Genomic DNA, 20,940 nt, shown 5'->3' with positions numbered 1-20,940 from the left:
CAGGAGCGTGCGCGAGTGGCGTGAGGTCATGAAGCAGCTCGCCATCGCCTATGGCGAACGGTTCTCCCCGGTGGCCGCCTGAATGGGTGGCCTTTTCAGCCTCGAACACAGAATTTCGGACACCCTCAGGTGGTGTGACAGCTCCGCTCCCAGCGCACGCTCAATCAGCGCCTTCTTGAACGCCAGTGACGCCGCTTCCACCGCCTGCGGACTCATCGGCCCCGTCACGAACTGATCAATCAGCTCTTTCGGTATCGCCGGCATCGCCGCCACTGCGGCCAGCGCCGCCTTCGTCGTCTTCCTGCTTGGCATACATGCTCCTTCTTCTCATGCTATGCCTCGCACACAAAATCCCGGATAGGCTCGTCGCCGATGGCGGCGCCACGGCCAACGCCATCGACTACAGCCTCAACCACTGGGCAGCGCTGACGCGCCACCTGCTCGACGGGGCGGTGCCCGTGGACAACAACCACCTCGAACGCCAGATCAAGCCCTGGGCCTACCTGCGCGATGTCCTTGAACGGCTGCCCACCCACCTCAACAGCCGCATCGACGACTTGCTGCCTCATCGCTGGCAGCCTCTGCAAACCCCGGACTGATCAGGGTCGCCTGACGGGGGACCGCTGGCCGCTCACTGTACAGGGGCAACTTGTCCTGCGAGACACCCCGGTGCGGACGCAGCCAGGAGCGCAGCCCCTGGCTGCGCGGCTCCAACTTGACTCCGCCCTTCAACTCATTCCTCGAACGGCAGCCCCACGTAGTTCTCGGCCAGCGACGTCATCGCCGCCGTCGAATGCACCAGGTAATCCAGCTCCGCGGTCTGCATACGGTGCCCGAACTCGCCCGTGTCGCCACTGCCGGCCGGGAACTTGTGCAGCAGGCTTGTCAGGTACCAACTGAATCGCTCGGCCTTCCAGACCCGGCGCAGCGCCTTGCGGGAGTAATCGTCGATGCCTGCGCGGCTCCTGTCGCTGTAGAACGCCATGAACGCCCGGCTCAGGTAGCGCACGTCCGCCGCGGCCAGGTTCAAGCCCTTGGCGCCGGTTGGCGGCACGATGTGGGCGGCATCCCCAGCGAGGAACAGTTGTCCGAAGCGCATCGGCTCGGCGACGAAGCTGCGCAGCGGTGCGATGCTCTTCTCGATGGACGGCCCGGTGACCATGTTCGCGGCCGCTTCCGGATCCAGGCGGCGCTTCAGCTCGTCCCAGAACCGTGCGTCGCTCCAGTCCTCCACCTTGTCCTGCAGCGAACACTGCACGTAGTGGCGCACGCGCGTCTTGCTGCGCATGCTGCACAGCGCGAAACCCCGTGCGTGGTTGGAGTAGATCAACTCGTCCGCCACCGGTGGCACATCCGCCAGGATGCCCAGCCAGCCGAACGGGTAGACCCGCTCGAAGTGCTGGATGCGCTCCTTCGGGATGCTGGCCCGGCTCACCCCGTGGAAACCGTCGCAGCCGGCCATGAAATCGCACATGAGTTCATGGCGCACCCCCGCGTGCGTGTAGCGCACGCGGGGCGCTGCGCTCTCGATGTCATGCAACTGCACGTCCGCGGCTTCGTAGACGATGGGGGCACCGGACGCTGTGCGCGCGTCCATGAGGTCACGGGTGACTTCCGTCTGGCCGTAGACCATCACGGTCTTGCCGCCGGTGAGCGTCTGCAGGTCGATGCGGTGGCGTTCGCCGGCAAAGGCCAGCTCGATGCCGCCGTGGACCAGCCCTTCGCGGTGCATGCGCGCACCGACGCCGGCCTCGTCGAGCAAGTCGGTCGTCACCTGCTCCAGCACGCCCGCCCTGATCCGGCCGAGCACGTACTCTGCACTGCGCGCTTCGAGGACCACGTTGTCGATGCCGGCGTTGTGCAGCAACTGGCCGAGCAGCAGCCCGGCCGGACCTGCGCCGATGATGGCCACCTGGGTGCGGCGTGGAATGGGGTTGGGCATGGACGTGGGCGTGGACATGGGAAGAGTCTCCAGGGAGATCGCTGCGGGAGGTCGCTACAAGAGCGGTTTGAGTTGTTCCTGCGCCTGCAGCAGCATGGGCAGGCAGCGGTCGAGCAGGTCTTCGATGCGCACACGGGCGGCGTGGACACTGACGTTCATGGCCGCGACGACCTCGCCGCGCCGGTTGCGCAGCGGCACCGCCACCGTGCGCAGCCCCGGCTCCAGTTCCTGGTCCACCAGCGCATAGCCCTGGGCACGCACGCGGGCCAGTTCCTCGCGCAGGCGCTGGCGGTCGGTCAGCGTGTGGACCGTGCGCGCGGGCATGTCCTGCCGGGCGATCCAGGCGTCGAGTTCGGCGGTTGGCAGCCAGGCGGTCAGCACACGGCCGTTCGCGGTGCAGTAGGCCGGCACGCGCGTACCCGGCTGCAGCGTCGAGGACACCACCCGCCCGGCCGTCACCGCGGCCACGGCGATCACGTCGTCCCCCTCCAGCACGCCCGCCGAACTCGCTTCCTGCATCGCCATCGCGATCCGCTGCAGTTGCGGCTGTATCGCCCGCGGCAACTTCGCCGAGTGCATGTAGGACTGGCCGAGCCGCATCACCTTGGGGCTGAGCGAAAAATGCCGCTCGTCCTGCCGCGCATAGCCCAGATGCACCAGCGTCAGCAGGCAGCGCCGCACGGCCGCCCGCGTCCACCCGGTGCGCGCGGCGACCTCGCTGATCGTGAGCCGGGCGCGGTCCTGGTCGAACGCCTCGATGACGCGCAAGCCTTTTTCCAGGCCGCCGATCAGGTCACGGTCAGCGATGGCGGGGGCGGGGGTGGGGCGGTCGGGCGGAAGGGTCATGGGATCGGCTCTGGATCAAGGGTAGTGGCGGATGGATGGGGGGCCTCCATCTGTGCGCTATGCGCCCATTGAATCGCAGTCTGTGCGCCATGCGTACATGGTCAACGCCGCCATGCCTTCGCGCACAATCGCGCGGTTGCCACTGCTGTTCCCCTTGACCGATGCTGAATGCCCTGCCTGCTGACCGCGCGGCCCGCCTGCGCCAGATGAAGATGATCGCCCTCGGGCTGCTGCTGGCCTGTGCCGCGCTGCTGACCCTTGCGCTGGTGCAGCACCGCGTCGGCGCCTGGGACTGGGTCGCCGCCTTTGCGGGGGCGGCGATGGTGGGCGCGCTGGCGGACTGGTTCGCCGTCGTCGCGCTGTTCCGCCGGCCGCTGGGCCTGCCGTTTCCGCACACCGCCATCATCCCGCGCAAGAAGGCGCAGCTCGCCGACCAGCTCGGCGGCTTCATCCGCGACCGCTTCCTCGACACGCCGATGCTGATCGCCCGGCTGCGCGGCTTCGACCCGATCCGCCGGCTGGGCGAATGGTTGCGCCAGCCGGACCATGCCCAGCGCCTGGGCGGGCATTTGCAGGGCGTGCTGTCCGAGGTGGTGAACGCCCTGGACGACCCCCGCGTGCGCGACACCGTGCAACGCGCCGTGATGACGCGGCTGGAAGGGCTGGACCTGTCGCGCTCGGCCGGTGACCTGCTGGAGACGCTGACGGCGCAGGGGCGGCACCAGGCGCTGTTCGGTCAGGCGCTGCAGGAAGCCGCCGACCACGTCGAGACCGAGCCGGTGCAGCACACGCTGTCGTCGATGCTGCTGGAGATCGCCGGGCGCGAGTACCCGATGCTGCTGCGCGGGCTGGCGATGATGGGCAAGCCGGAGGACTTCGGGCTCAAGCTTGGAGCGGCCACGGCGCGCGGGCTGGCGGGCTGGTTGCGCGAGGTGCATGACGACCCGCAGCACCCGCGCCGGCTGGCCTTCGACACGGTGGTGGCCGAGTGGATCGAGCGACTGCGCACCGATCCCGACTTCGCCGCCCGCGTCAACGAGGCCAAGAACCGCTGGCTGCACGCGCCCGAGCTGCAGGCGCAGGTGCAGGGGCTGTGGGACGAGTTGCGTGGTTGGCTGCTGGCCGACCTGAACACGCCCGGCTCGCGTCTGAGCACGCAGATGGGCGTGGTGGCGCAGCGATTGGGCGAGACGCTGGTCTCGGACGGTGCCCTGCGCACGGCGCTGCAGGAGCACCTGGAATCGGCCGTCGAGCACCTGGCGCCCGCACTGCGCGAAGGGGCGGGTGCGCACATCGCCCGCACGGTGCGTGACTGGCCGGACGAGGTGCTGGTGCGGGAGCTGGAGCTGGGCGTCGGGCGCGACCTGCAGTTCATCCGGCTCAACGGCACGGTGGTGGGGGGCCTGATCGGGCTGGGCCTGCACCTGCTGGAGCGCGCACTCGCTTGATCCGCGGGTGACGCTCGGGTAATCCTGTGCTGCGGCCGGTGCGGTGGCTGCCTAGGATGCAGGGATGTCGCTCATCCTCTACCTCACCCAGAGCCAGATTGCGTCCGGCGCCGTGCGCCTGCTCGCCGACGAATGCGCCCGCACCGGCATCACCCGGCCGCTGGTCGTCACCGATGCTGGCGTGCGCGCCGCGGGGGTGCTGCAGCCGGCGCTCGATGCGCTGCGTGACCTGCCCGTGGCCGTGTTCGACCAGACGCCGTCCAACCCGACCGAGGCCGCCGTGCGCGCCGCGGTCGGGGTCTACCGGCGGGAGGGCTGCGACGGGCTGGTCGCGGTGGGCGGCGGCTCCAGCATCGACCTCGCCAAGGGCGTGGCGATCGCCGCGACCCACCCCGGCCCGCTGACCACCTACGCAACGATCGAGGGCGGCTCGCCGAAGATCACCGCCGCCGTCGCCCCGCTGATCGCCGTGCCGACCACCGCGGGCACCGGCAGCGAGGTCGCCCGCGGCGCGATCCTGATCGTGGACGACGGCCGCAAGCTCGGGTTCCACTCGTGGCACCTGATGCCCAAGGCCGCGATCTGCGACCCGGATCTGACCCTTGGCCTGCCCCCGTTGCTCACCGCCGCCACCGGCATGGACGCGATCGCGCACTGCATGGAAACCTTCATGGCCGCGCCGTTCAACCCGCCCGCCGACGGCATCGCGCTGGACGGCCTCACCCGCGGCTGGGCGCACATCGAGCGCGCTACCCGCAATGGCCAGGACCGCGAAGCGCGGCTGCACATGATGAGTGCCTCGATGCAGGGCGCGATGGCCTTCCAGAAGGGCCTCGGCTGCGTGCATTCGCTCAGCCACAGCCTGGGCGGCGTCAATCCGCGGCTGCACCACGGCACGCTCAACGCGGTCTTCCTCCCCGCCGTGATCGCCTTCAACGCCGAAGCCGAGTCCGTGCAGCGCGAGCGCCGGCTGGAGCGCATGGCGCAGGCGATGGGGCTGGCGTCGGCGCAGGACATCGGGCCGGCGATCCGCGCGTTGAATGCGCGGCTGGGGCTGCCGTCCGGGCTGGTGGCGATGGGCGTGGACGAGACGCTGTACGACCGGGTGATTGCCGGCGCGGTGGCCGACCATTGCCACAAGACCAACCCGCGGCTGGCCAGCGCGGCCGACTACCGGGCCATGCTCGACGCATCACGCTGAACCGCCTGCGCTGCACGGCACCTGATCGGTGCGTGATCGCACCATCCGCAGGGACGGTACAGGACCATGGTGCCTGCGGCATGATCGGCCCACTGCAGCCGTTTCCATGCCCATGACCGCTCCCCGTCTCACCAGCTTGCACCGCCGCCGCCTGCGTGAAGTCTGGCGTTCTGCTGGCTGGCCCGCCCAGGACATCGTCGAGGCCGAGTTGCTGGCGATGGGCCTGCTGGAGCGCCAGCACGACGCCGCCGGCCGCTGCACCCTGCGCGTCACCGACGCCGGCATCCAGACGCTGGCCGAGTCCGCCGCCCTCAACCGCGCCGTGCGCAGCGACCACGAGGCGCTGGTCGAGCAGGTGGCGCAGGCCCAGCTCCGCGAGGGCCGCATCGCCTGGCGCGGGCTGTCGCTGCGCGCCAAGGTGGTGACACAGGAGGACGAGGGCTGGCAAATGGCGATGCCGGATGTCTTTTCGGTGCGCCACACGTCCGTGGCCGCTTACCTGCAGCCGGTGGTCCACGAGATCAAGGTGCGCCGCGCCGACCTGCTGGCCGATCTGCGCCGCCCAGCCAAGCGGGCCGCTTACCTCGACATGGCCGGGGCGCTGTACTACGTGCTGGCCGAGGGGATCGGGCGGGTGGAGGACGTGCCGCCCGAGTGCGGCGTCATGGAGATGCGCGCCGGGGTGCTGCAGACGCTGCGGCCGGCGCCGGTGCGGGCGCTGGCGCACGAGGCGGGCTTGCCGTTTGCCGTGTGGATGGCGCTGGCACGGGCCACGCCGGTGCCCCGGCCCGAGAGCGAGCAGCGCCGATTGGGGGAGGCCGGTCTGTCAGAGAACGCCGAGAACCCCGACAGCCCCGACAGCCACGAGATTGTCGAGCGTCCCGACACGGATGGCGGGTAGCCGCCGCGCGTCACTCAGGCGTGGCCGGCCATCGGCAGCAGCGTGCCCAGGCTGTTGCTCAGCGTGGACCACCACAGCACCCGCGGGCTGTGCGCGGTGGCACCCTCGGCAGGCAGCGGGCGGCCATAGCTGACACAACTGCGGATCGGCAGGTGGTGCGTGCGTGCCACCCACAGCACGCCCTGGTGCGGCAGCTCGGGCAGCAGCTCCAGCGCCACCGGCGTGCCGGCGGCGCGCAGCCGCTCCAGGCTGTCGGTGACGATCTGCGGATCGTGGCAGACGAGGGTGACATGGCAGGCACGGCCGGCCACCCGCTCGACCATGTGCGCAAACGCCAGCGCCGATGCCTTGCGTGCCGCCCCCGTCTCGTGGCGCCGCTCCTGCACGAGGCGCAGCCGCAGGCCCATGTCGCAGGCCGTGTCGGCATCGACCGGGCTGCGCGCCCGGTCGCAGGACAGGGTCAGGCCCAGATCGCCGTGGATCGGGTGCAGCTCGGTGGCGCATGCCAGCAGCGCGTCCGACTGCTCCGGCGCGGCCATGTCCAGCGTCACCGCCACCGAAGCGGCTCCGGCAGCGTGCAGTACCTCGTTCAGCAGTCCACGGTCGTGGCCCAGTGCGGCCACCTGCACCAGCAACTGCGCATTGGCGCGCAGCCCGGACAACGGCGCCAGGCTGGCGAGCAGGCGCTGGGCCACGCGGCGTGGGGATTCGTCGCTCAGCGGGCGGTAAGTCACTGTGGCGCCGATGCGCCAGCGCGCGAGCCGCTCGGTGGCCAGCAGCACCTCGTCAAAGCGGATCGCCGAGCGACCCGAGACCTCGACAGGTGGGCGTGTACGCACGGAGGCGGAGGCAGCCAGGGCAGGCATCATGGTGGGCATCCAGTCAGAACCGTTCAAAACCGTGTTGTTGTCTTGCAGACGTGTCAAGGTTCACAGATTCTCATGAAACGTGGGCCATATTCCCATGCAGACGACTGGCTGTTCATGCGGACGCAAGAAATCCCGCTCCTTCCACGCTCCCTGCCTGGTGTGGGGGGCGCCAGCGCCCTTTGGCGGACCTTGGCAAGGTATTCCATTTCCGGCTATATCCCTCGTTTGCGGGGTTAGCGAAGTGAAATTTGTGGCAATCGTCGATTTTTTCGCAGGTCGGCGTGGCGGGGCGTCTCATACTTTCCGCCACTTGATGGGGAACACATGACCAACCTGCTGCGCTTGGACGAACTCGACTCGACTTGCCGCGTCCTGTGGCGCTCCGGCGCTGTCGGCGACTGCCGTCTGCGCGCTGCGCAGTTGATTGAACGCGCCGTTGCCTGCGACGACGTGCTGGCACAGGCCCGCGGCTGGCTCCACCGCGCGCAGTGCGACCAGCACCAGTCCGCCTACCTCGACATGCTGGAAGCGGCGCGCCGGGCCATGGCATTGCTGCGGGTGGGCGACGCCGACCGCGACCTGGTGCAGGCGCAGGCGCTGGCCTGCACGGCGGCTGCCGTGCTGAACCGCACCGACGAGGCGATCGAGGCGGGTTTGCTGGCCCAGCACCTCGCCGACGACATGCAGGACACCGACGACCGCCTCCTGGCCGCAGAAGCCTTGGCACTGGCCTTCGTCTGGGCGGGGCAGAACGCTGCGGCGCAGGACTGCTTCGACCGTGCGCTGGAGTCCGTGCGGCAGTCGGGGTCCGCCGGGCGGCTGGTGCAATGGCTCATCGAGCGCGCCTGCGCCCAGGTGTGGCACTGCATCCGGCAGGACGAGCGCGGTGCGGATGCGCCCGCGTGTCTGGCGGTACAGGCCACGGTGGCCGAGGTGCTGCAGTGCTGCGATGCCACGCCGGGCGGGCTGCATGCGCTGGTGCCCCGCGCTGGTCGCTTCCAGCTTGGCTGGGTCCAGGTGCTGTTGACCTGCTGGCGCGGCGAGACCGAGCGCGCGCGGGTTCAACTGGCCTCCATTCGCCCGCTGACGCAGGACGAGCGGCCCTGGCTGGACCTGCTCGCGGTCTGGGCTGCGGCCGAGATTGCGCTGAAACAGCGGGCGTGGCCGGCTGCCGAGGCATCGGCCCGCCGTGTCTTCGACGAGGCCCACCGCCTGTCCCACGAAGCCCTGGCCGAGCAGGGCGCCCAGATGCTGGTCCACCTGCTGCTCGGCCAGGGCAAGCACGCCCAGGCCCTGGACGTGGCGCGGGAGAGCGCACAGCGCCGCCATGGCGGCCACGCCCGCGCCTTGCCCGGCCATGCCCGGCTGGCGCAGTTTTTCACCCAGACCCGTGCGCGGGAACTGCAACAGCGCACGCGGCTCAGCCTGCCACCAGACGATAGCCTGACCGGCTTGCACGCCCGAGGCTATTTTCTGCAGTTGGCCCAGGAGATGCTGCGCACGATGGACTTGTCGCGGGCGCGCTGTTCGGTGCTGCAGATCGGGGTCACGGGGCTGCAGACGCTGGCCGAGCGCCATGCACCGCTGATCCGCGACCGCGTGCTGTGCGCGGTGGCTCGGCTGCTGCGCGAGACCTTGCGGGCGGGCGATCTGCCGGCCCGCTGGACCCACGACGAATTCGCCGTGCTCCTGCACCGCTCGTCGGCCGACGACACGGCGCGTGTCTGCCAGCGCATCGCCGAGGCGGTGCTCGCGCACGACTGGTCGGCCCTGACCGGCGGGCTGGTGGTGCAGGTCAGCATCAGCCATGCGCAAGCGCGTCCCGGCGACACCATCGAGACGCTCATGCGCCGCTGTGACGAGGAAATGCGCGCTGGCCGGCTCCAGCACCAGCAGATCGCGGCGTGAGGTGCGGCGTTTGCACGTCTGCGGGAGCAGCCGGCTAGAATGGGCCAGGGACTTCCCCCGCAAAAATACAAATTCCACGCCTGCTCATGAAACTCATCGGCTCGCTCACCAGCCCCTACGTTCGCAAAGTGCGTATCGTGCTGGCGGAGAAGAAACTCGATTACAAGCTCGTGCTGGAAGACCCCTGGTCCGACCCGTCGAGTCTGAATGAAGCCAATCCACTGGGCCAAGTTCCCTGTCTGATGCTCGAAGGGGGCGACACGCTGTTCGATTCGCGTGTGATTGTCGAATACGTGGACACGCTGTCCCCGGTCGGCCGCCTCATCCCCGAGAAGGGCCGCGAGCGTGCGGAGGTGCGTACCTGGGAGGCGTTGGCCGACGGTCTGCTCGATGCGGCTGTGCTGGCGCGTCTGGAAACCACCTGGCCCGGCCGCGCCGAACACGAGCGCAGCGCCGCCTGGATCGACCGCCAGATGGGCAAGGTCCACGCCAGCGTGCTCGCCCTGGGCCGCGGTCTGGAGGATCGGCCCTGGTTCGCGGGCCTGCATCCTTCGCTGGCGGACATCTCCGTCGGGTGCGCGCTGGGCTATCTGGACTTCCGCTTCCCGCACATTGCCTGGCGCGAAGAACATCCCAATCTGGCGCGCCTGATGCAGAAGCTCTCACTGCGTCCGAGCTTCGCCAACACGCTGCCCCCCACGCCCTGACGTCACGCCAGCGGCAGCGGCAGCGTCACCTCGACGACCCACCCGCTCGGTCCTGGCCCCATGGCGAGCCTGGCACCAATCTCGGCGGCCTGGTGCTCCAGCCGCGCCAGGCCGGTGCCGGTGTAGACAAAATCCGGCCGCTGGACGTGGATGGCGCCGCCGTGGCTGCGTCCGTCGTCCTGGACCACCAGCGCCAGGTGCTGGCGCTGCCCTCGCGGCGCCAGCAGGCGGCAGGACACCGAGACCAGCGTCGCGTGGCGTGCGTGTGCCACAGCGTTGTCCAGGGCCTCCTGCACCACCCGCAGCAGGTGCAGCCGCTCCCGCGCCGACAAGGCCACCTGTTCGGCTTGCGGCGTCAGCTCCCACTCCAGCCGGACGCCCCGCTCGGTCAGCACGGGCTGGAAATGCGCCTGCAGCCCCGTGAGTCCATCGGCGAGCGAAGCCGGCTCTGCGCGCATCGCGTCCCGCATCAGGCGCAGTGACAGCAGGGCCTGGGCGAGCTGGTGGTCGAGCTGCTGCAGCCGCGGTGCGCCGGGTGGTACACCGTTGCCGACCTGTGCCAGGGTGCGCGCGGTGAGCAACTGCATGCCGAGCCGGTCCTGCACCTCTCCGAGCGAGGCGTGGCCGGTCGTGCCGTGGGTGCCCGGCCAGCCGCTGCTAGGCTCGAATGGCCGGCGCAGGCGGCCCGGCATCCAGCGCCCCCACACCAACCCCGCCACGGCCAGGGCCGCCACCGTACACAGGGCCAGCAGCCAGGGGTCGTTCGGCAGGTCAGAGAGTTGCGGCAGGGTCACGGGGCAGGTCGGTGAAGGGGTGGTGACGAATAGAACCACGGTGTAACAATTGTGATCGGATCGTCTGGCGGCCACCCATCCCGAACTCGCGGGCCTCTGCAGCCGCGGTGCCACCCGTCTCGGGGACCACGGGGCGCCCGATCGCGCAGAGCGGCCGCGCCGGCGGGCGTGGCACCTGCCGCGCTACACTCGCCCTCCACAGCGCCGATTTGGTCCGGATTGCGGGCGCTCTACAAATGCCGCTAAAGAGGGGCACCCGACGACTCGGTGACTGCCTCGATGGCGGCGCCGGGTTGTTTGCTTTCTAGTCGTTGTCGGGAGCCTCTCCATGTCGATGCCGGGTCCAGTCACCGCGCAGCAGATGCACTTTGCCGAGCCACTGCCGCTGCGCAGCGGTGCCGCACTGCGGGACTACACGCTCCTGTACGAGACCTACGGCACGCTCAACGCTGCGCGCAGCAACGCCGTGCTCGTCTGCCACGCCCTCAACGCCAGCCACCACGTCGCTGGCGCCTATGCCGACCAGCCGAAAAATGTCGGCTGGTGGGACAACCTCATCGGCCCCGGCAAGCCGCTGGACACCGACCGTTTCTTTGTCCTCTGCGTCAACAACCCCGGCTCCTGCTTCGGCTCGACCGGCCCGATGCACGTCAACCCGGACACCGGCCGCCCCTACGGCAGCGACTTCCCCGTCGTGACGGTGGAGGACTGGGTGGACGCGCAGGCCCGCGTGCTCGACCGGCTGGGCATCGCGCAGCTCGCCGCCGTGGTGGGTGGCAGCCTCGGCGGGATGCAGGCGCTGGGCTGGACGCTCCAATACCCCGAGCGGGTCCGCCATGCCCTGGTCATCGCCTCGGCCCCGAACCTCTCGGCGCAGAACATCGCCTTCAACGAGGTCGCCCGCCGCGCCATCGTCACCGACCCGGAGTTCCACGGCGGCCATTTCTACGCGCACGGCGTCGTCCCGAAACGCGGCCTGACCGTGGCCCGCATGATCGGCCACATCACCTACCTTTCCGACGACTCGATGGAAGCCAAGTTCGGTCGCACGCTGCGCTCGGCCGAGCTGTCGTATTCGACCCAGGACATCGAGTTCCAGATCGAGAGCTACCTGCGCTACCAGGGCGACAAGTTCAGCGAGTATTTCGACGCCAACACCTACTTGTTGATCACCCGGGCGCTCGACTACTTCGACCCGGCGCGCGACTTCGGCGGCAACCTGTCGGCGGCACTGGCGCGGGCGCAGGCGAAGTTCCTGGTGGTGAGCTTCACGACCGACTGGCGCTTCAGCCCGCTGCGCTCGCGCGAGATCGTCAAGGCGCTGCTCGACAACCGCCGTGACGTGAGCTACGCCGAGATCGACGCACCGCACGGCCACGACGCCTTCCTGCTCGACGATGCGCGTTACCACGGCGTGGTGCGCAGCTATTTCGACAATATCCACGCGGACACCACGGGGGAGCTGCACGCATGAGCAACCGCCAAGCCATGGAAATCATCGCCGCTCTGGTGCCCGAGGGCAGCCGCGTGCTGGACCTCGGTTGCGGCGACGGCGCGCTGCTGGCGCTGCTGCGTGACCGGCGGAGCTGCCGCGGCTACGGGGTCGAGCTGGACGATGCGAAGGTGCTGGCGGGCGTGCAGCGTGGCGTCAACGTGCTGCAGCGCAACCTCGAAGAGGGCTTGAGCCTGTTCGAGGACAACAGCTTCGACGTGGTGTTGCAGCTCGACACGCTGCAGAACCTGCGCAACACCGAGGCCATGCTGCAGGAAACCGCCCGCGTCGGCCGCATTGGCATCGTCAGTTTCCCCAACTTCGCGCACTGGCCGAACCGACTGCAGGTGCTGCGCGGACGGATGCCGGTGACGAAGGTGCTGCCGTATCAGTGGTACGACACGCCCAACATCCGCGTCGGTACCTTCGCCGATTTCCGCATCCTGGCCGAGAAGAACGGCCTGCGCATCCTCGACGCCTTCGGGTTGCACGAGGGCGAGGTGGTGCGCCACTGGCCCAATCTGCGCGCCAGCACGGCGGTGTTCAAGTTCGAGCGGCGCTGAGCCAGCGTACCACGGTCAATCCAGCCGAGCGGGCCGGGTCGCGAGCAAGTCGGTGTCCAGGTCTTCGGCCACGACCAGTCGGTTGCGCCCGAGGTGCTTGGCCTCGTAGAGCGCCAGGTCCGCCCGGTGCAGCCACGACGACGCGGCCTCGCGCCCGTTCCACTGCGCTACCCCCAGACTGGCCGTCACCGTGCCCACCGCCGGGAAGGGCTGGCTGCGCAGGGCGGTCATCAGGTGCTCGGCCTGCGTGCGGGCGCCCACCAGATCCGTGTCGGGCAGCAGGATCGCGAACTCCTCGCCGCCGAGCCGCCCCAGCAGGTCGGCCCGCCGGATCTGGCGCCGCATCCGGTGCGCCACCTCGCGCAGCACCGCGTCGCCGACCCCATGGCCGTGCTCGTCGTTGATGCGCTTGAAGTGGTCCAGATCGACCATCACCAGCGACAGCGGCTCGGCCTGCGCCTCCGCTTCGGACTGCGCGCGCAGCAGCCGGTCCATGAAGCCGCGCCGGTTGGTGGCGCCGGTCAGGCTGTCTTGCGTGGCGAGCCGGCGCAGGGCGCGCTGGTGTACGTCCACCGGATTCACCACCAGCCGGCGCAGCATCAGGTTCAGCGCCATGAACAGCACCACCACCAGCAGCGCCATGCCGCCCATTTGCCGCCAGAAGGCGTCCACCGCCCGTTGCATCGGCAACTCCAGCGGCATCGACACCCGCTGCAGCCCAGTCAGCACCGGCGTGGTGGAGGCGCTGGGCGCCGTGTCGCGCAGCGCCCGCACGAAGGTCAGCCGGGCGGCGGGGGTGTCTTCGTCCACCTGCAGCAGCGTCTCGTCCGGGTGGGTGCGCAGCCGCTCGATGAGGGGGAGCAGGGCTGGCTCGTGTGGGGCCTCGCCGGTCCAGCGCACTTCGCTGTAGTCGTGGCCGGCGTAGTGGCGGTTCACCTGGGCCAGGAGGCGCGCATCGCTCAGGCGCTGCTGGACCGCGTCGCCCTCCCAGGCACCGGGCAGCAGCGCCTCGGCGGCGTAGGCACGGGTGGCATCCACGGCCTGCAGGTGCAACTCGGCTTCACGTCGGGCGGTGGCGATGGCCTCGCCCTTCAACCCGAAGTACGACGCCCCTCCAATGGCCGCCATCGCCACCAGCGCCGCACCGCTGAGCACCAGATTGATCCGCGTCTTGATCTTCATGGCTTCCTGGGGGACCGCTTGTTTACTTATTGTTTCACACTGTGCGGTACCAGTGGCCAGCCTCCCTACACTCGGTCCATGAACGCACCCGACCGCCTCCCCCGCCCGGACGCTGCCGCCCTCGGCCGCCATGTCGATGCCACCTGGAACCGCGAGATCGTGCGCGAGCTGCACGACTACATCGCGATTCCGGCCAAGAGCCCGATGTTCGACGCCGACTGGGTCGCGCACGGCCACCTCGACACGGTGGTGCGCCGGGCGGCGGACTGGGTGGCGGGGCGGCGCGTGCCGGGGCTGGCGCTGGAGATCGTGCGGCTCACCGACGAGGCGGGCCGGCCGCGCACGCCGGTGCTGCTGTTCGAGGTCGCCGCGACCCGACCCGAATCCGCGGTGGGCGTGGCGCAGACGCCGACCGTGCTGATGTACGGCCACCTCGACAAGCAGCCCGAGTTCACCGGCTGGCGCGGCGACCTCGGGCCGTGGACGCCGAAGCTGGTCGATGGCCGCCTGTACGGGCGCGGCGGTGCGGACGACGGTTACGCGGTCTACGCCGCCATCGCCGCCATCGAGGCGCTGAAGGCCCATAACATCCCGCACCCGCGCATCGTCGGCCTGATCGAGACCGACGAGGAAAGCGGCTCGGGCGACCTGCCGGCGTACCTGGACGCGCTGCGCGAGCGGCTCGGCGCGGTGAGCCTGGTGGTGTGTCTGGACTCGGGCGCCGGCAACTACGAACAGCTCTGGCTGACGACTTCGCTGCGCGGGCTGGTCAGCGGCGCGCTCAAGGTCGAGGTGCTCGACGAAGGCGTGCATTCGGGTGATGCCAGCGGCGTGGTGCCGTCGAGTTTTCGCATCCTGCGGCATGTGCTCGACCGGCTGGAGGACAGCGCCACCGGCCGGCTGCTGCCGCGGCAGTTCCACGTCGAGGTGCCCGCCAACCGACTGGCGCAGGCGCGGGCCACCGCCGCCGTGCTCGGCGACGAGGTGTGGAAGCGCCAGCCCTGGGCCTGCGGCGCGGATGGCACGCCCGTGCTGCCGATGAGCGCCGACCCGACCGAGGCGCTGCTCAACCGGACGTGGCGGCCGATGCTGTCGGTGACGGGCGTGGACGGGATGCAGCCGCTGGGCAACGCCGGCAACGTGCTGCGCCCGCACACCGCGTTCAAGCTCAGCCTGCGCCTGCCGCCCACGGTGGACGCGAACCAGGCGGCCGAGGATCTCCAGCGCCTGCTCGAACTCGACGCGCCCTACAACGCCCGCGTCACCTTTCACCCGGACGGCCGCGCCGGGGCGTGGGGCGCGAGCGGCTGGGATGCGCCGACGCTCGCGCCGTGGCTGGAAACGTCGCTGAACGCGGCGTCACAGGCGCAGTTCGGCGCCCCGGTCGGCTACATCGGCCAGGGCGGCACGATCCCGCTGATGAACCTCCTGCAGGCCGGTTTTCCGCAAGCACAGATGATGGTCTGCGGCGTGCTCGGCCCGAAGAGCAACGCCCACGGGCCGAACGAGTTCCTCGACGTGCCCTATGCCCGCCGCCTCACCGCGGCGGTGGCGCAGGTCATCGCCGATCACCCCTGATCACCCGTGATCGACCGCTGTGGCGGTCTGCAGCCAGCGCCCGACGATCGCCGCGCTGGCCTGCGCCGCCACCTGGATGAACTGCGTGAAATCGACGTGCGCGCTGTCGTCGGCGCGGTCGGAGATGGTGCGCAGCACGGCAAACGGCAGGCCGAGGTCGTGGCAGACCTGCGCCACCGCCGCGCCTTCCATCTCCACCGCCAGCGCGTCCGGCAGCACCTGGCGCAGCGCGGCACACTCCGCCGCCGCGCTGACGAAGCGGTCGCCGCTGATGACGAGGCCGCGGTGCAGCGTGGGGGCGGTGGCGCCGAGCGCCTGCGCTGCGTCCACCAGCGCGGTGGCGAGTCCTGGATCAGCCTCGAAGCGTGACCGCCCGGTCAGCGGCACCTCGAAGCGCGGGAACAGCGGCGAGGCGTCCATGTCGTGCTGCAGCAGCGACGCCGCCACCACCACGTCGCCCACCCGCACCCCGTCGCCCAGCCCGCCCGCCACGCCCGTGAACACCAGGCACTGCGGCGCGAACCGCTCGGCCAGCAGCGTCGTGGTCATCGCCGCCGCCACCTTGCCGATGCCGCAGAGCACGAGCACGACCGGCACCCCGTGCAGCGTGCCGACGTGGAAACGCCGGCCGGCGTGGGTCTGCACCGTGACCTCCCGCGCTTCGGCGAGCAGGGCGGCCAGCTCCTCGGCCATCGCGCTGACGATGGCGACCGGGCGCACAACGACCGTCTTCTCCGCTGCGCTCACGCCTTGCCGCGCAGCTCGCGCCGCAGCACCTTGCCGACCGGCGTCTTGGGCAGCTCGGTGCGGAACTCGATCACCTTGGGCCGCTTGTAGCCGGTCAGGTTCTGCTCGCAGTAGGCGCGCACGTCCAGCTCGGTCAGCGCCGGGTTCTTGCGCACGATCACCACCTTGACCGCCTCGCCCGTCTTCGCGTCCGGCACCCCCACTGACGCACATTCGAGCACGCCCGGCATCTGCGTCAGCACATCCTCGATCTCGTTCGGGTACACGTTGAAGCCCGACACCAGGATCATGTCCTTCTTGCGGTCCACGATGCGGAAGTAGCCGCGCTCGTCCACCGTGCCGATGTCGCCAGTGCGGAAGAAACCGTCCGCGGTCATCACCTTGGCGGTTTCGTCCGGGCGCTGCCAGTAGCCGGCCATCACCTGCGGACCACGCACCGCGATCTCGCCCGGTGTGCCCGACGGGACTTCGCGGCCGTCGTCGTCGAGCAGGCGCATCTCGGTGTTCGGCACCGGCAGCCCGATGGTGCCGGTGAAGGCGTTGCTGTCGGTCGGGTTGCAGGTCACGGTCGGCGAGGTCTCCGACAGCCCGTAGCCCTCGCAGATGCCGCAGCCGGTCTTCTCCAGCCAGAGTTTGGCAGTGGCCTGCTGTACCGCCATGCCGCCGCCGACCGAGATCAGCAGGTGGCGCCAGTCCACGAGGTTGAAATCCGGGTGGTTCGCCAGCCCATTGAACAGCGTGTTGACGGCCGGGAAGGTGTGGAACTTGATCCCGGACAGCTCCTTGAGCATTCCTGGCAGGTCACGCGGATTGGGGATCAGCACGTTGCAGGCGCCCACCCGCATGCCCAGCATCATGTTCGAGTTGAAGCCGAAGATGTGGTAAATCGGCAGCGCACAAACCTGCACCAGTTGCTCGCCCGCGGCCAGCTTCTTGAGCGCGGGCTGGTACCACGCATCGCACTGCAGCACGTTGGCGACGAGGTTGCGGTGCAGCAGCACGGCGCCCTTGCTCACCCCCGTCGTGCCGCCGGTGTACTGCAGCACGGCGATGTCGTCCGGGCCGACGGTGGCGGGCTTGAGCGTCATCGAACGGCCACGCGCCACAGCATCCTTGAAGCGCACAGCACCGGGCAGTTCGTAGGCCGGCACCAGCTTCTTCACCTTGCGCACGACGAAATCGACGAGCGTGCTCTTCGGGAAACTCAGCAGCTCGCCCATCGAGGCCAGCACGACAGACTTCACCGGCACGTTCGCCCGCACCTGCTGCAGCGTGTGGGCGAAGTTCTCCAGGATGATCAGCACTTTGGCGCCGGAGTCCTTGAGCTGGTGTTCGAGTTCACGCGGGGTGTAGAGCGGGTTGACGTTCACCACGACAAACCCGGCACGCAGGATCGCCGCGACTGCCACGGGGTACTGCGGCACGTTCGGCAGCATGACCGCCACCCGATCGCCGCGCTCCAGCCCTTGGCCTTGCAGCCACGCCGCGAAGGCTTGCGACAGGGCATCGACCTGCCCATAGCGGATCGATTGCCCCATGTAGCGGTACGCCGACCGCTCGCGGTAGCGCGTGAAGCTCTCCTGCAGCAAGGCCACCAGCGAGGGGTAGCCGGCCACATCGACCTCCGCCGGCACGCCAGCGGGGTAGTGCTTCAGCCAGATTTTCTCCATTCAGGGTCTCCAATATCCGGAGACTATTCTGGCGGACACCCTCGGAGCGGTCATCAGGGGATATACCCCGCGCACTCTCCGAGGGCGGGTGATCTCAATCGAACATGATCATTCGATTGCCTTCACCATGTCCTCGACGACCTTCTTGGCGTCCCCGAACACCATCATCGTCTTGTCCATGTAGAACAACTCGTTGTCGAGGCCGGCATACCCCGCCGCCATCGACCGCTTGTTGACGATGACCGTCTTGGCCTTGTACGCCTCCAGGATCGGCATGCCGTAGATCGACGAGCCTTTCTGCAGCGCGGCCGGGTTCACCACGTCGTTGGCGCCGAGGATGATCGCCACGTCCACCTGCCCGAACTCGCCGTTGATGTCCTCCATCTCGAACACCTGGTCGTAAGGCACCTCGGCCTCGGCCAGCAGCACGTTCATGTGGCCCGGCATCCGGCCGGCGACCGGGTGGATGGCGTACTTGACGGTGATGCCCTTGGCGGTGAGCTTGTGGGCGAGTTCCTTCACCGCGTGCTGGGCGCGTGCCACGGCCAGACCGTAGCCGGGCACGATGACCACGGTTTCCGCGTTGCCGAGGATGAAGGCGGCGTCGTCGGCCGAGCCGCTCTTGACCGGCCGGGCTTCCGCCTTGCCGCCCGCCGTTGCTGCCGCCGCGTCACCGCCGAAGCCACCACCGATCACGTTGAAGAACGAGCGGTTCATCGCCTTGCACATGATGTAGCTCAGGATCGCGCCCGAACTCCCCACCAGCGAGCCGGCGATGATCAGCATTGCGTTGTTCAGCGAAAAGCCGATGCCGGCCGCCGCCCAGCCCGAGTAGCTGTTGAGCATCGACACGACCACCGGCATGTCCGCGCCGCCGATCGGGATGATGATCAGCACGCCCATGACGAAACCGAGGGCGCAGATCATCGCGAAGTCGAACGCGCTTTGCGAGTGCCAGAAGCCGAACATGAAGAACAGTGACGCGAGACCAAGCGCCGCGTTCAGCTTGTGCTGGCCGGGGAAGGAGACCGGGGCGCCCTGGAACAGCCGGAACTTGTACTTGCCGCTGAGCTTGCCGAAGGCGATGACCGAGCCGCTGAACGTGACCGCGCCGATGAAGGCGCCGAGCGCGAGTTCGATCCGGTTGCCGCCGGGGATCTCCACGCCCTTGGCGGCGATGCCGAAGGCGTGGGGTTCCGCGACCGCCGCGATGGCGATGAACACCGCCGCCAGGCCGATCATGCTGTGCATGAACGCGACCAGCTCCGGCATCTTGGTCATCTCGACCTTGTTGGCCATGTAGGCGCCCGCGCCGCCGCCGACGACCAGCGCACCGAACACGTAGACCATGCCTTGCGCCGAGCCGGAGGACAGCTTGACGATCAGCGCCGCGGTGGTCAGCACGGCGATCGCCATGCCGACCATGCCGAACAGGTTGCCGCGGATGGACGTGGTCGGGTGGCTCAGGCCCTTGAGCGCCTGGATGAAGCAGATGCTCGCGACGAGGTAGAGCAGGGTGACGAGGTTGAGGCTCATGCGTGCTCTCCCTTGGCCGCCGCACCGGCTGCGGGCTTCTTGTCCTTCTTGCGGAACATCTCCAGCATCCGGCGCGTGACCAGGAAGCCGCCGAAGACGTTCACCGCAGCGAGGGCCACCGCCAGCGTGCCCATGGTCTTGCCCAGCCCGGTTTCAGTCAGCGCCGCCGCCAGCATCGCGCCAACGATGACGATGGCCGAGATCGCGTTGGTCACCGCCATCAGCGGCGTGTGCAGCGCGGGCGTGACGGTCCAGACGACGTGGTAGCCGACGTAGATCGCCAGCACGAAGATGATCAGGTTGATGATCGTGGGGGAAACCGCATCCATGGTGTTTCAGCTCCGGGTGACTTGACCGTCACGGGTCATGAGGCAGGCCGCGACGATGTCGTCGTCCATCGGCACGTTGATGGCGGTGGCATCCTTGGGCAGCACCAGCTTGAGGAAGTCGAGCACGTTGCGCGCATACAGCGCCGACGCATCCGCCGCCAGCAGCGCGGGCAGATTCGTCTCGCCGATGATCGACACGCCGTGGACCTGCACCGTCTCGCCGGCGACGGTCAGCGGGCAGTTGCCGCCGCCGTTCGGGCCGCGGCCAGCGGCGATGTCCACGATCACCGAGCCGGGTTTCATCGCCTTGACCATCTCGGCGGTGATCAGCGTCGGCGCGGCGCGGCCGGGGATCAGCGCCGTGGAGATGACGATGTCGGCCTGTGCCACACGCTTGGCGACCTCGACCTGCTGCCGCGCCAGCCAGCTCGGCGGCATCGGCCGGGCGTAGCCGCCGACGCCTTCCGCCGCTTCCTTCTCCTCGGCGGTTTCATACGGCACGTCGATGAACTTGCCGCCCAGCGACTCGATTTGCTCCTTCACCGAGGGCCGCACGTCCGACGCCTCGATCACCGCGCCGAGCCGCTTGGCTGTCGCGATCGCCTGCAGGCCGGCCACGCCGACGCCCAGGACCACGACACGGGCGGCCTTCACCGTGCCGGCCGCCGTCATCAGCATCGGGAAGAACTTCTGGTAGCGGTCGGCGGCCATGATCACCGCCTTGTAGCCGGCGATGTTGGCTTGGCTGCTGAGCACGTCCATGCTCTGTGCCCGCGTGGTGCGCGGCGCGGCTTCCAGCGCGAAGCTGGTCAGACCGGCGCCGGCGAGCTGCTGCAGGCCGTCGCGGTGGAACGGGTCGAGCATGCCGACCAGCGCAGTGCCGGGTTTCATGTGCGTCAGTTCGTCCGTGGAGGGCGAGCGCACCTTCAGCACCAGATCGCAGCCCAGCGCGCCCGCCGCGTCGGTGATCTCGGCGCCTGCTGCGACATAGGCTTCGTCGGTCGCGCTGGCGCGCAGGCCCGCGCCGGATTCGAGGCGCACGGTGTGACCCTGCGCCTTGAGCTTCTTCGCCGTCTCGGGCGTCACGGCGACACGGGTTTCCCCGGTGGCCGTTTCTTTGGGCACTCCAACCAGCATCGGACCCTCCTCGTTGTGGGTGAATGAGCTTATACAGATTGCGCGATTCGCCCACCCCCGTGACATCCCTCACTGCTCGGTCATCGGACA

At 69.2% G+C, this 20,940-nt stretch carries 18 protein-coding genes, 2 pseudogenes and 1 riboswitch; of the genes and pseudogenes, 9 read left to right on the top strand and 11 right to left on the bottom strand.

Annotated features, from left to right (window positions below; all coding sequences use genetic code 11):
- Positions 1 to 126: 126 nt before the first annotated feature.
- Positions 127 to 312 (bottom strand): annotated as a pseudogene (locus QZW52_RS05435) (IS256 family transposase); the annotation flags it as partial.
- Positions 313 to 362: 50 nt separating this feature from the next.
- Between QZW52_RS05435 and QZW52_RS05430 the strand changes: the two are divergent.
- Positions 363 to 599: pseudogene (locus tag QZW52_RS05430) on the top strand (transposase domain-containing protein); the annotation flags it as partial.
- 134 nt (positions 600 to 733) lie between these two features.
- Here QZW52_RS05430 and pobA read toward each other — a convergent pair.
- Together pobA and QZW52_RS05420 are read right to left on the bottom strand one after the other, a co-directional pair.
- On the bottom strand, positions 734 to 1,960 hold the full coding sequence (gene pobA, locus QZW52_RS05425; protein ID WP_293996108.1) for a 4-hydroxybenzoate 3-monooxygenase: 1,227 nt from the start codon (positions 1,958 to 1,960) through the stop codon (positions 734 to 736).
- Positions 1,961 to 1,996: 36 nt separating this feature from the next.
- A complete protein-coding gene (locus QZW52_RS05420) occupies positions 1,997 to 2,788 on the bottom strand; it encodes an IclR family transcriptional regulator domain-containing protein (protein ID WP_293996106.1) in 792 nt (263 codons plus the stop codon).
- 161 nt (positions 2,789 to 2,949) lie between these two features.
- Here QZW52_RS05420 and QZW52_RS05415 point away from each other — a divergent pair, with 161 nt between their 5' ends.
- The 3 genes from QZW52_RS05415 to QZW52_RS05405 all read left to right on the top strand — a co-directional run bounded on the left by QZW52_RS05415 (position 2,950) and on the right by QZW52_RS05405 (position 6,338).
- Positions 2,950 to 4,236, top strand: a complete 1,287-nt coding sequence (locus QZW52_RS05415) for a DUF445 domain-containing protein (protein ID WP_293996104.1) — start codon at positions 2,950 to 2,952, stop codon at positions 4,234 to 4,236.
- 64 nt (positions 4,237 to 4,300) lie between these two features.
- Positions 4,301 to 5,437 (top strand): iron-containing alcohol dehydrogenase, encoded by a 1,137-nt coding sequence (locus tag QZW52_RS05410; protein WP_293996102.1) that lies wholly within the window; start codon positions 4,301 to 4,303, stop codon positions 5,435 to 5,437.
- Between the two features lie 112 nt (positions 5,438 to 5,549).
- Positions 5,550 to 6,338 (top strand): hypothetical protein, encoded by a 789-nt coding sequence (locus QZW52_RS05405; protein WP_293996100.1) that lies wholly within the window; start codon positions 5,550 to 5,552, stop codon positions 6,336 to 6,338.
- A gap of 14 nt (positions 6,339 to 6,352) precedes the next feature.
- On the opposite strand, the gene QZW52_RS05400 is transcribed toward QZW52_RS05405, so the two are convergent.
- Positions 6,353 to 7,207, bottom strand: coding sequence for a hypothetical protein (locus QZW52_RS05400; RefSeq protein WP_293996098.1), 855 nt, complete (start codon positions 7,205 to 7,207; stop codon positions 6,353 to 6,355).
- A gap of 324 nt (positions 7,208 to 7,531) precedes the next feature.
- Between QZW52_RS05400 and QZW52_RS05395 the strand changes: the two genes are divergently transcribed.
- Positions 7,532 to 9,115, top strand: coding sequence for a GGDEF domain-containing protein (locus QZW52_RS05395; RefSeq protein WP_293996096.1), 1,584 nt, complete (start codon positions 7,532 to 7,534; stop codon positions 9,113 to 9,115).
- 86 nt (positions 9,116 to 9,201) lie between these two features.
- Positions 9,202 to 9,822 carry a glutathione S-transferase family protein gene (locus tag QZW52_RS05390; RefSeq protein ID WP_293996094.1) on the top strand — a complete coding sequence of 207 codons (621 nt, stop codon included), beginning with the start codon at positions 9,202 to 9,204 and terminating at the stop codon, positions 9,820 to 9,822.
- A gap of 2 nt (positions 9,823 to 9,824) precedes the next feature.
- Here QZW52_RS05390 and QZW52_RS05385 read toward each other — a convergent pair whose 3' ends face one another.
- Positions 9,825 to 10,616: a sensor histidine kinase gene (locus QZW52_RS05385; RefSeq protein ID WP_293996092.1), complete on the bottom strand. Its 792-nt coding sequence runs from the start codon at positions 10,614 to 10,616 to the stop codon at positions 9,825 to 9,827.
- A gap of 191 nt (positions 10,617 to 10,807) precedes the next feature.
- Positions 10,808 to 10,880, top strand: a riboswitch (SAM riboswitch).
- A gap of 64 nt (positions 10,881 to 10,944) precedes the next feature.
- Here QZW52_RS05385 and metX point away from each other — a divergent pair.
- Both metX and metW read left to right on the top strand, forming a co-directional pair.
- Entirely contained in the window at positions 10,945 to 12,090 is a 1,146-nt protein-coding gene (metX, locus tag QZW52_RS05380; protein ID WP_293996090.1) for a homoserine O-succinyltransferase MetX, read from the top strand.
- Positions 12,087 to 12,671, top strand: coding sequence for a methionine biosynthesis protein MetW (metW, locus tag QZW52_RS05375; RefSeq protein ID WP_293996088.1), 585 nt, complete (start codon positions 12,087 to 12,089; stop codon positions 12,669 to 12,671). Before metX ends, metW begins: the two co-directional genes overlap by 4 nt.
- Before the next feature lie 15 nt (positions 12,672 to 12,686).
- On the opposite strand, the gene QZW52_RS05370 is transcribed toward metW, so the two are convergent.
- On the bottom strand, positions 12,687 to 13,853 hold the full coding sequence (locus QZW52_RS05370) for a GGDEF domain-containing protein (RefSeq protein ID WP_293996086.1): 1,167 nt from the start codon (positions 13,851 to 13,853) through the stop codon (positions 12,687 to 12,689).
- Between the two features lie 78 nt (positions 13,854 to 13,931).
- Here QZW52_RS05370 and QZW52_RS05365 point away from each other — a divergent pair, with 78 nt between their 5' ends.
- The gene (locus tag QZW52_RS05365) at positions 13,932 to 15,431 is read left to right on the top strand and encodes a M20/M25/M40 family metallo-hydrolase (RefSeq protein WP_293996084.1); all 1,500 of its coding nucleotides are present in this window, start codon (positions 13,932 to 13,934) and stop codon (positions 15,429 to 15,431) included.
- On the opposite strand, the gene QZW52_RS05360 is transcribed toward QZW52_RS05365, so the two are convergent.
- The 5 genes from QZW52_RS05360 to QZW52_RS05340 all read right to left on the bottom strand — a co-directional run bounded on the left by QZW52_RS05360 (position 15,432) and on the right by QZW52_RS05340 (position 20,850).
- Entirely contained in the window at positions 15,432 to 16,178 is a 747-nt protein-coding gene (locus tag QZW52_RS05360; RefSeq protein ID WP_293996082.1) for a 5'-methylthioadenosine/adenosylhomocysteine nucleosidase, read from the bottom strand. It lies immediately after the preceding gene.
- A complete protein-coding gene (locus QZW52_RS05355) occupies positions 16,175 to 17,848 on the bottom strand; it encodes a long-chain-fatty-acid--CoA ligase (protein WP_293996080.1) in 1,674 nt (557 codons plus the stop codon). The genes QZW52_RS05360 and QZW52_RS05355 overlap by 4 nt, the downstream gene beginning before the upstream one ends.
- A gap of 108 nt (positions 17,849 to 17,956) precedes the next feature.
- Positions 17,957 to 19,384, bottom strand: a complete 1,428-nt coding sequence (locus QZW52_RS05350; protein WP_293996078.1) for an NAD(P)(+) transhydrogenase (Re/Si-specific) subunit beta — start codon at positions 19,382 to 19,384, stop codon at positions 17,957 to 17,959.
- Positions 19,381 to 19,713, bottom strand: coding sequence for an NAD(P) transhydrogenase subunit alpha part 2 (locus tag QZW52_RS05345; protein ID WP_293996076.1), 333 nt, complete (start codon positions 19,711 to 19,713; stop codon positions 19,381 to 19,383). The genes QZW52_RS05350 and QZW52_RS05345 overlap by 4 nt, the downstream gene beginning before the upstream one ends.
- Before the next feature lie 6 nt (positions 19,714 to 19,719).
- Positions 19,720 to 20,850, bottom strand: a complete 1,131-nt coding sequence (locus tag QZW52_RS05340; RefSeq protein ID WP_293996074.1) for a Re/Si-specific NAD(P)(+) transhydrogenase subunit alpha — start codon at positions 20,848 to 20,850, stop codon at positions 19,720 to 19,722.
- Positions 20,851 to 20,940 lie beyond the last annotated feature (90 nt).

Source organism: Sphaerotilus sp., from assembly GCF_013299175.1.
Lineage (GTDB): Bacteria > Pseudomonadota > Gammaproteobacteria > Burkholderiales > Burkholderiaceae_C > Sphaerotilus.
This window is presented reverse-complemented; position numbering and strand designations above follow the sequence as displayed.

What these genes read in the sequence shown, in the direction of transcription:
- pobA (WP_293996108.1), bottom strand. Translation starts at nt 1,960, where the DNA reads ATGTCCACGCCCACGTCCATGCCCAACCCCATTCCACGCCGCACCCAG.
- QZW52_RS05420 (WP_293996106.1), bottom strand. Translation starts at nt 2,788, where the DNA reads ATGACCCTTCCGCCCGACCGCCCCACCCCCGCCCCCGCCATCGCTGAC.
- QZW52_RS05415 (WP_293996104.1), top strand. Translation starts at nt 2,950, where the DNA reads ATGCTGAATGCCCTGCCTGCTGACCGCGCGGCCCGCCTGCGCCAGATG.
- QZW52_RS05410 (WP_293996102.1), top strand. Translation starts at nt 4,301, where the DNA reads ATGTCGCTCATCCTCTACCTCACCCAGAGCCAGATTGCGTCCGGCGCC.
- QZW52_RS05405 (WP_293996100.1), top strand. Translation starts at nt 5,550, where the DNA reads ATGACCGCTCCCCGTCTCACCAGCTTGCACCGCCGCCGCCTGCGTGAA.
- QZW52_RS05400 (WP_293996098.1), bottom strand. Translation starts at nt 7,207, where the DNA reads ATGATGCCTGCCCTGGCTGCCTCCGCCTCCGTGCGTACACGCCCACCT.
- QZW52_RS05395 (WP_293996096.1), top strand. Translation starts at nt 7,532, where the DNA reads ATGACCAACCTGCTGCGCTTGGACGAACTCGACTCGACTTGCCGCGTC.
- QZW52_RS05390 (WP_293996094.1), top strand. Translation starts at nt 9,202, where the DNA reads ATGAAACTCATCGGCTCGCTCACCAGCCCCTACGTTCGCAAAGTGCGT.
- metX (WP_293996090.1), top strand. Translation starts at nt 10,945, where the DNA reads ATGTCGATGCCGGGTCCAGTCACCGCGCAGCAGATGCACTTTGCCGAG.
- metW (WP_293996088.1), top strand. Translation starts at nt 12,087, where the DNA reads ATGAGCAACCGCCAAGCCATGGAAATCATCGCCGCTCTGGTGCCCGAG.
- QZW52_RS05370 (WP_293996086.1), bottom strand. Translation starts at nt 13,853, where the DNA reads ATGAAGATCAAGACGCGGATCAATCTGGTGCTCAGCGGTGCGGCGCTG.
- QZW52_RS05365 (WP_293996084.1), top strand. Translation starts at nt 13,932, where the DNA reads ATGAACGCACCCGACCGCCTCCCCCGCCCGGACGCTGCCGCCCTCGGC.
- QZW52_RS05355 (WP_293996080.1), bottom strand. Translation starts at nt 17,848, where the DNA reads ATGGAGAAAATCTGGCTGAAGCACTACCCCGCTGGCGTGCCGGCGGAG.
- QZW52_RS05350 (WP_293996078.1), bottom strand. Translation starts at nt 19,384, where the DNA reads ATGAGCCTCAACCTCGTCACCCTGCTCTACCTCGTCGCGAGCATCTGC.
- QZW52_RS05345 (WP_293996076.1), bottom strand. Translation starts at nt 19,713, where the DNA reads ATGGATGCGGTTTCCCCCACGATCATCAACCTGATCATCTTCGTGCTG.
- QZW52_RS05340 (WP_293996074.1), bottom strand. Translation starts at nt 20,850, where the DNA reads ATGCTGGTTGGAGTGCCCAAAGAAACGGCCACCGGGGAAACCCGTGTC.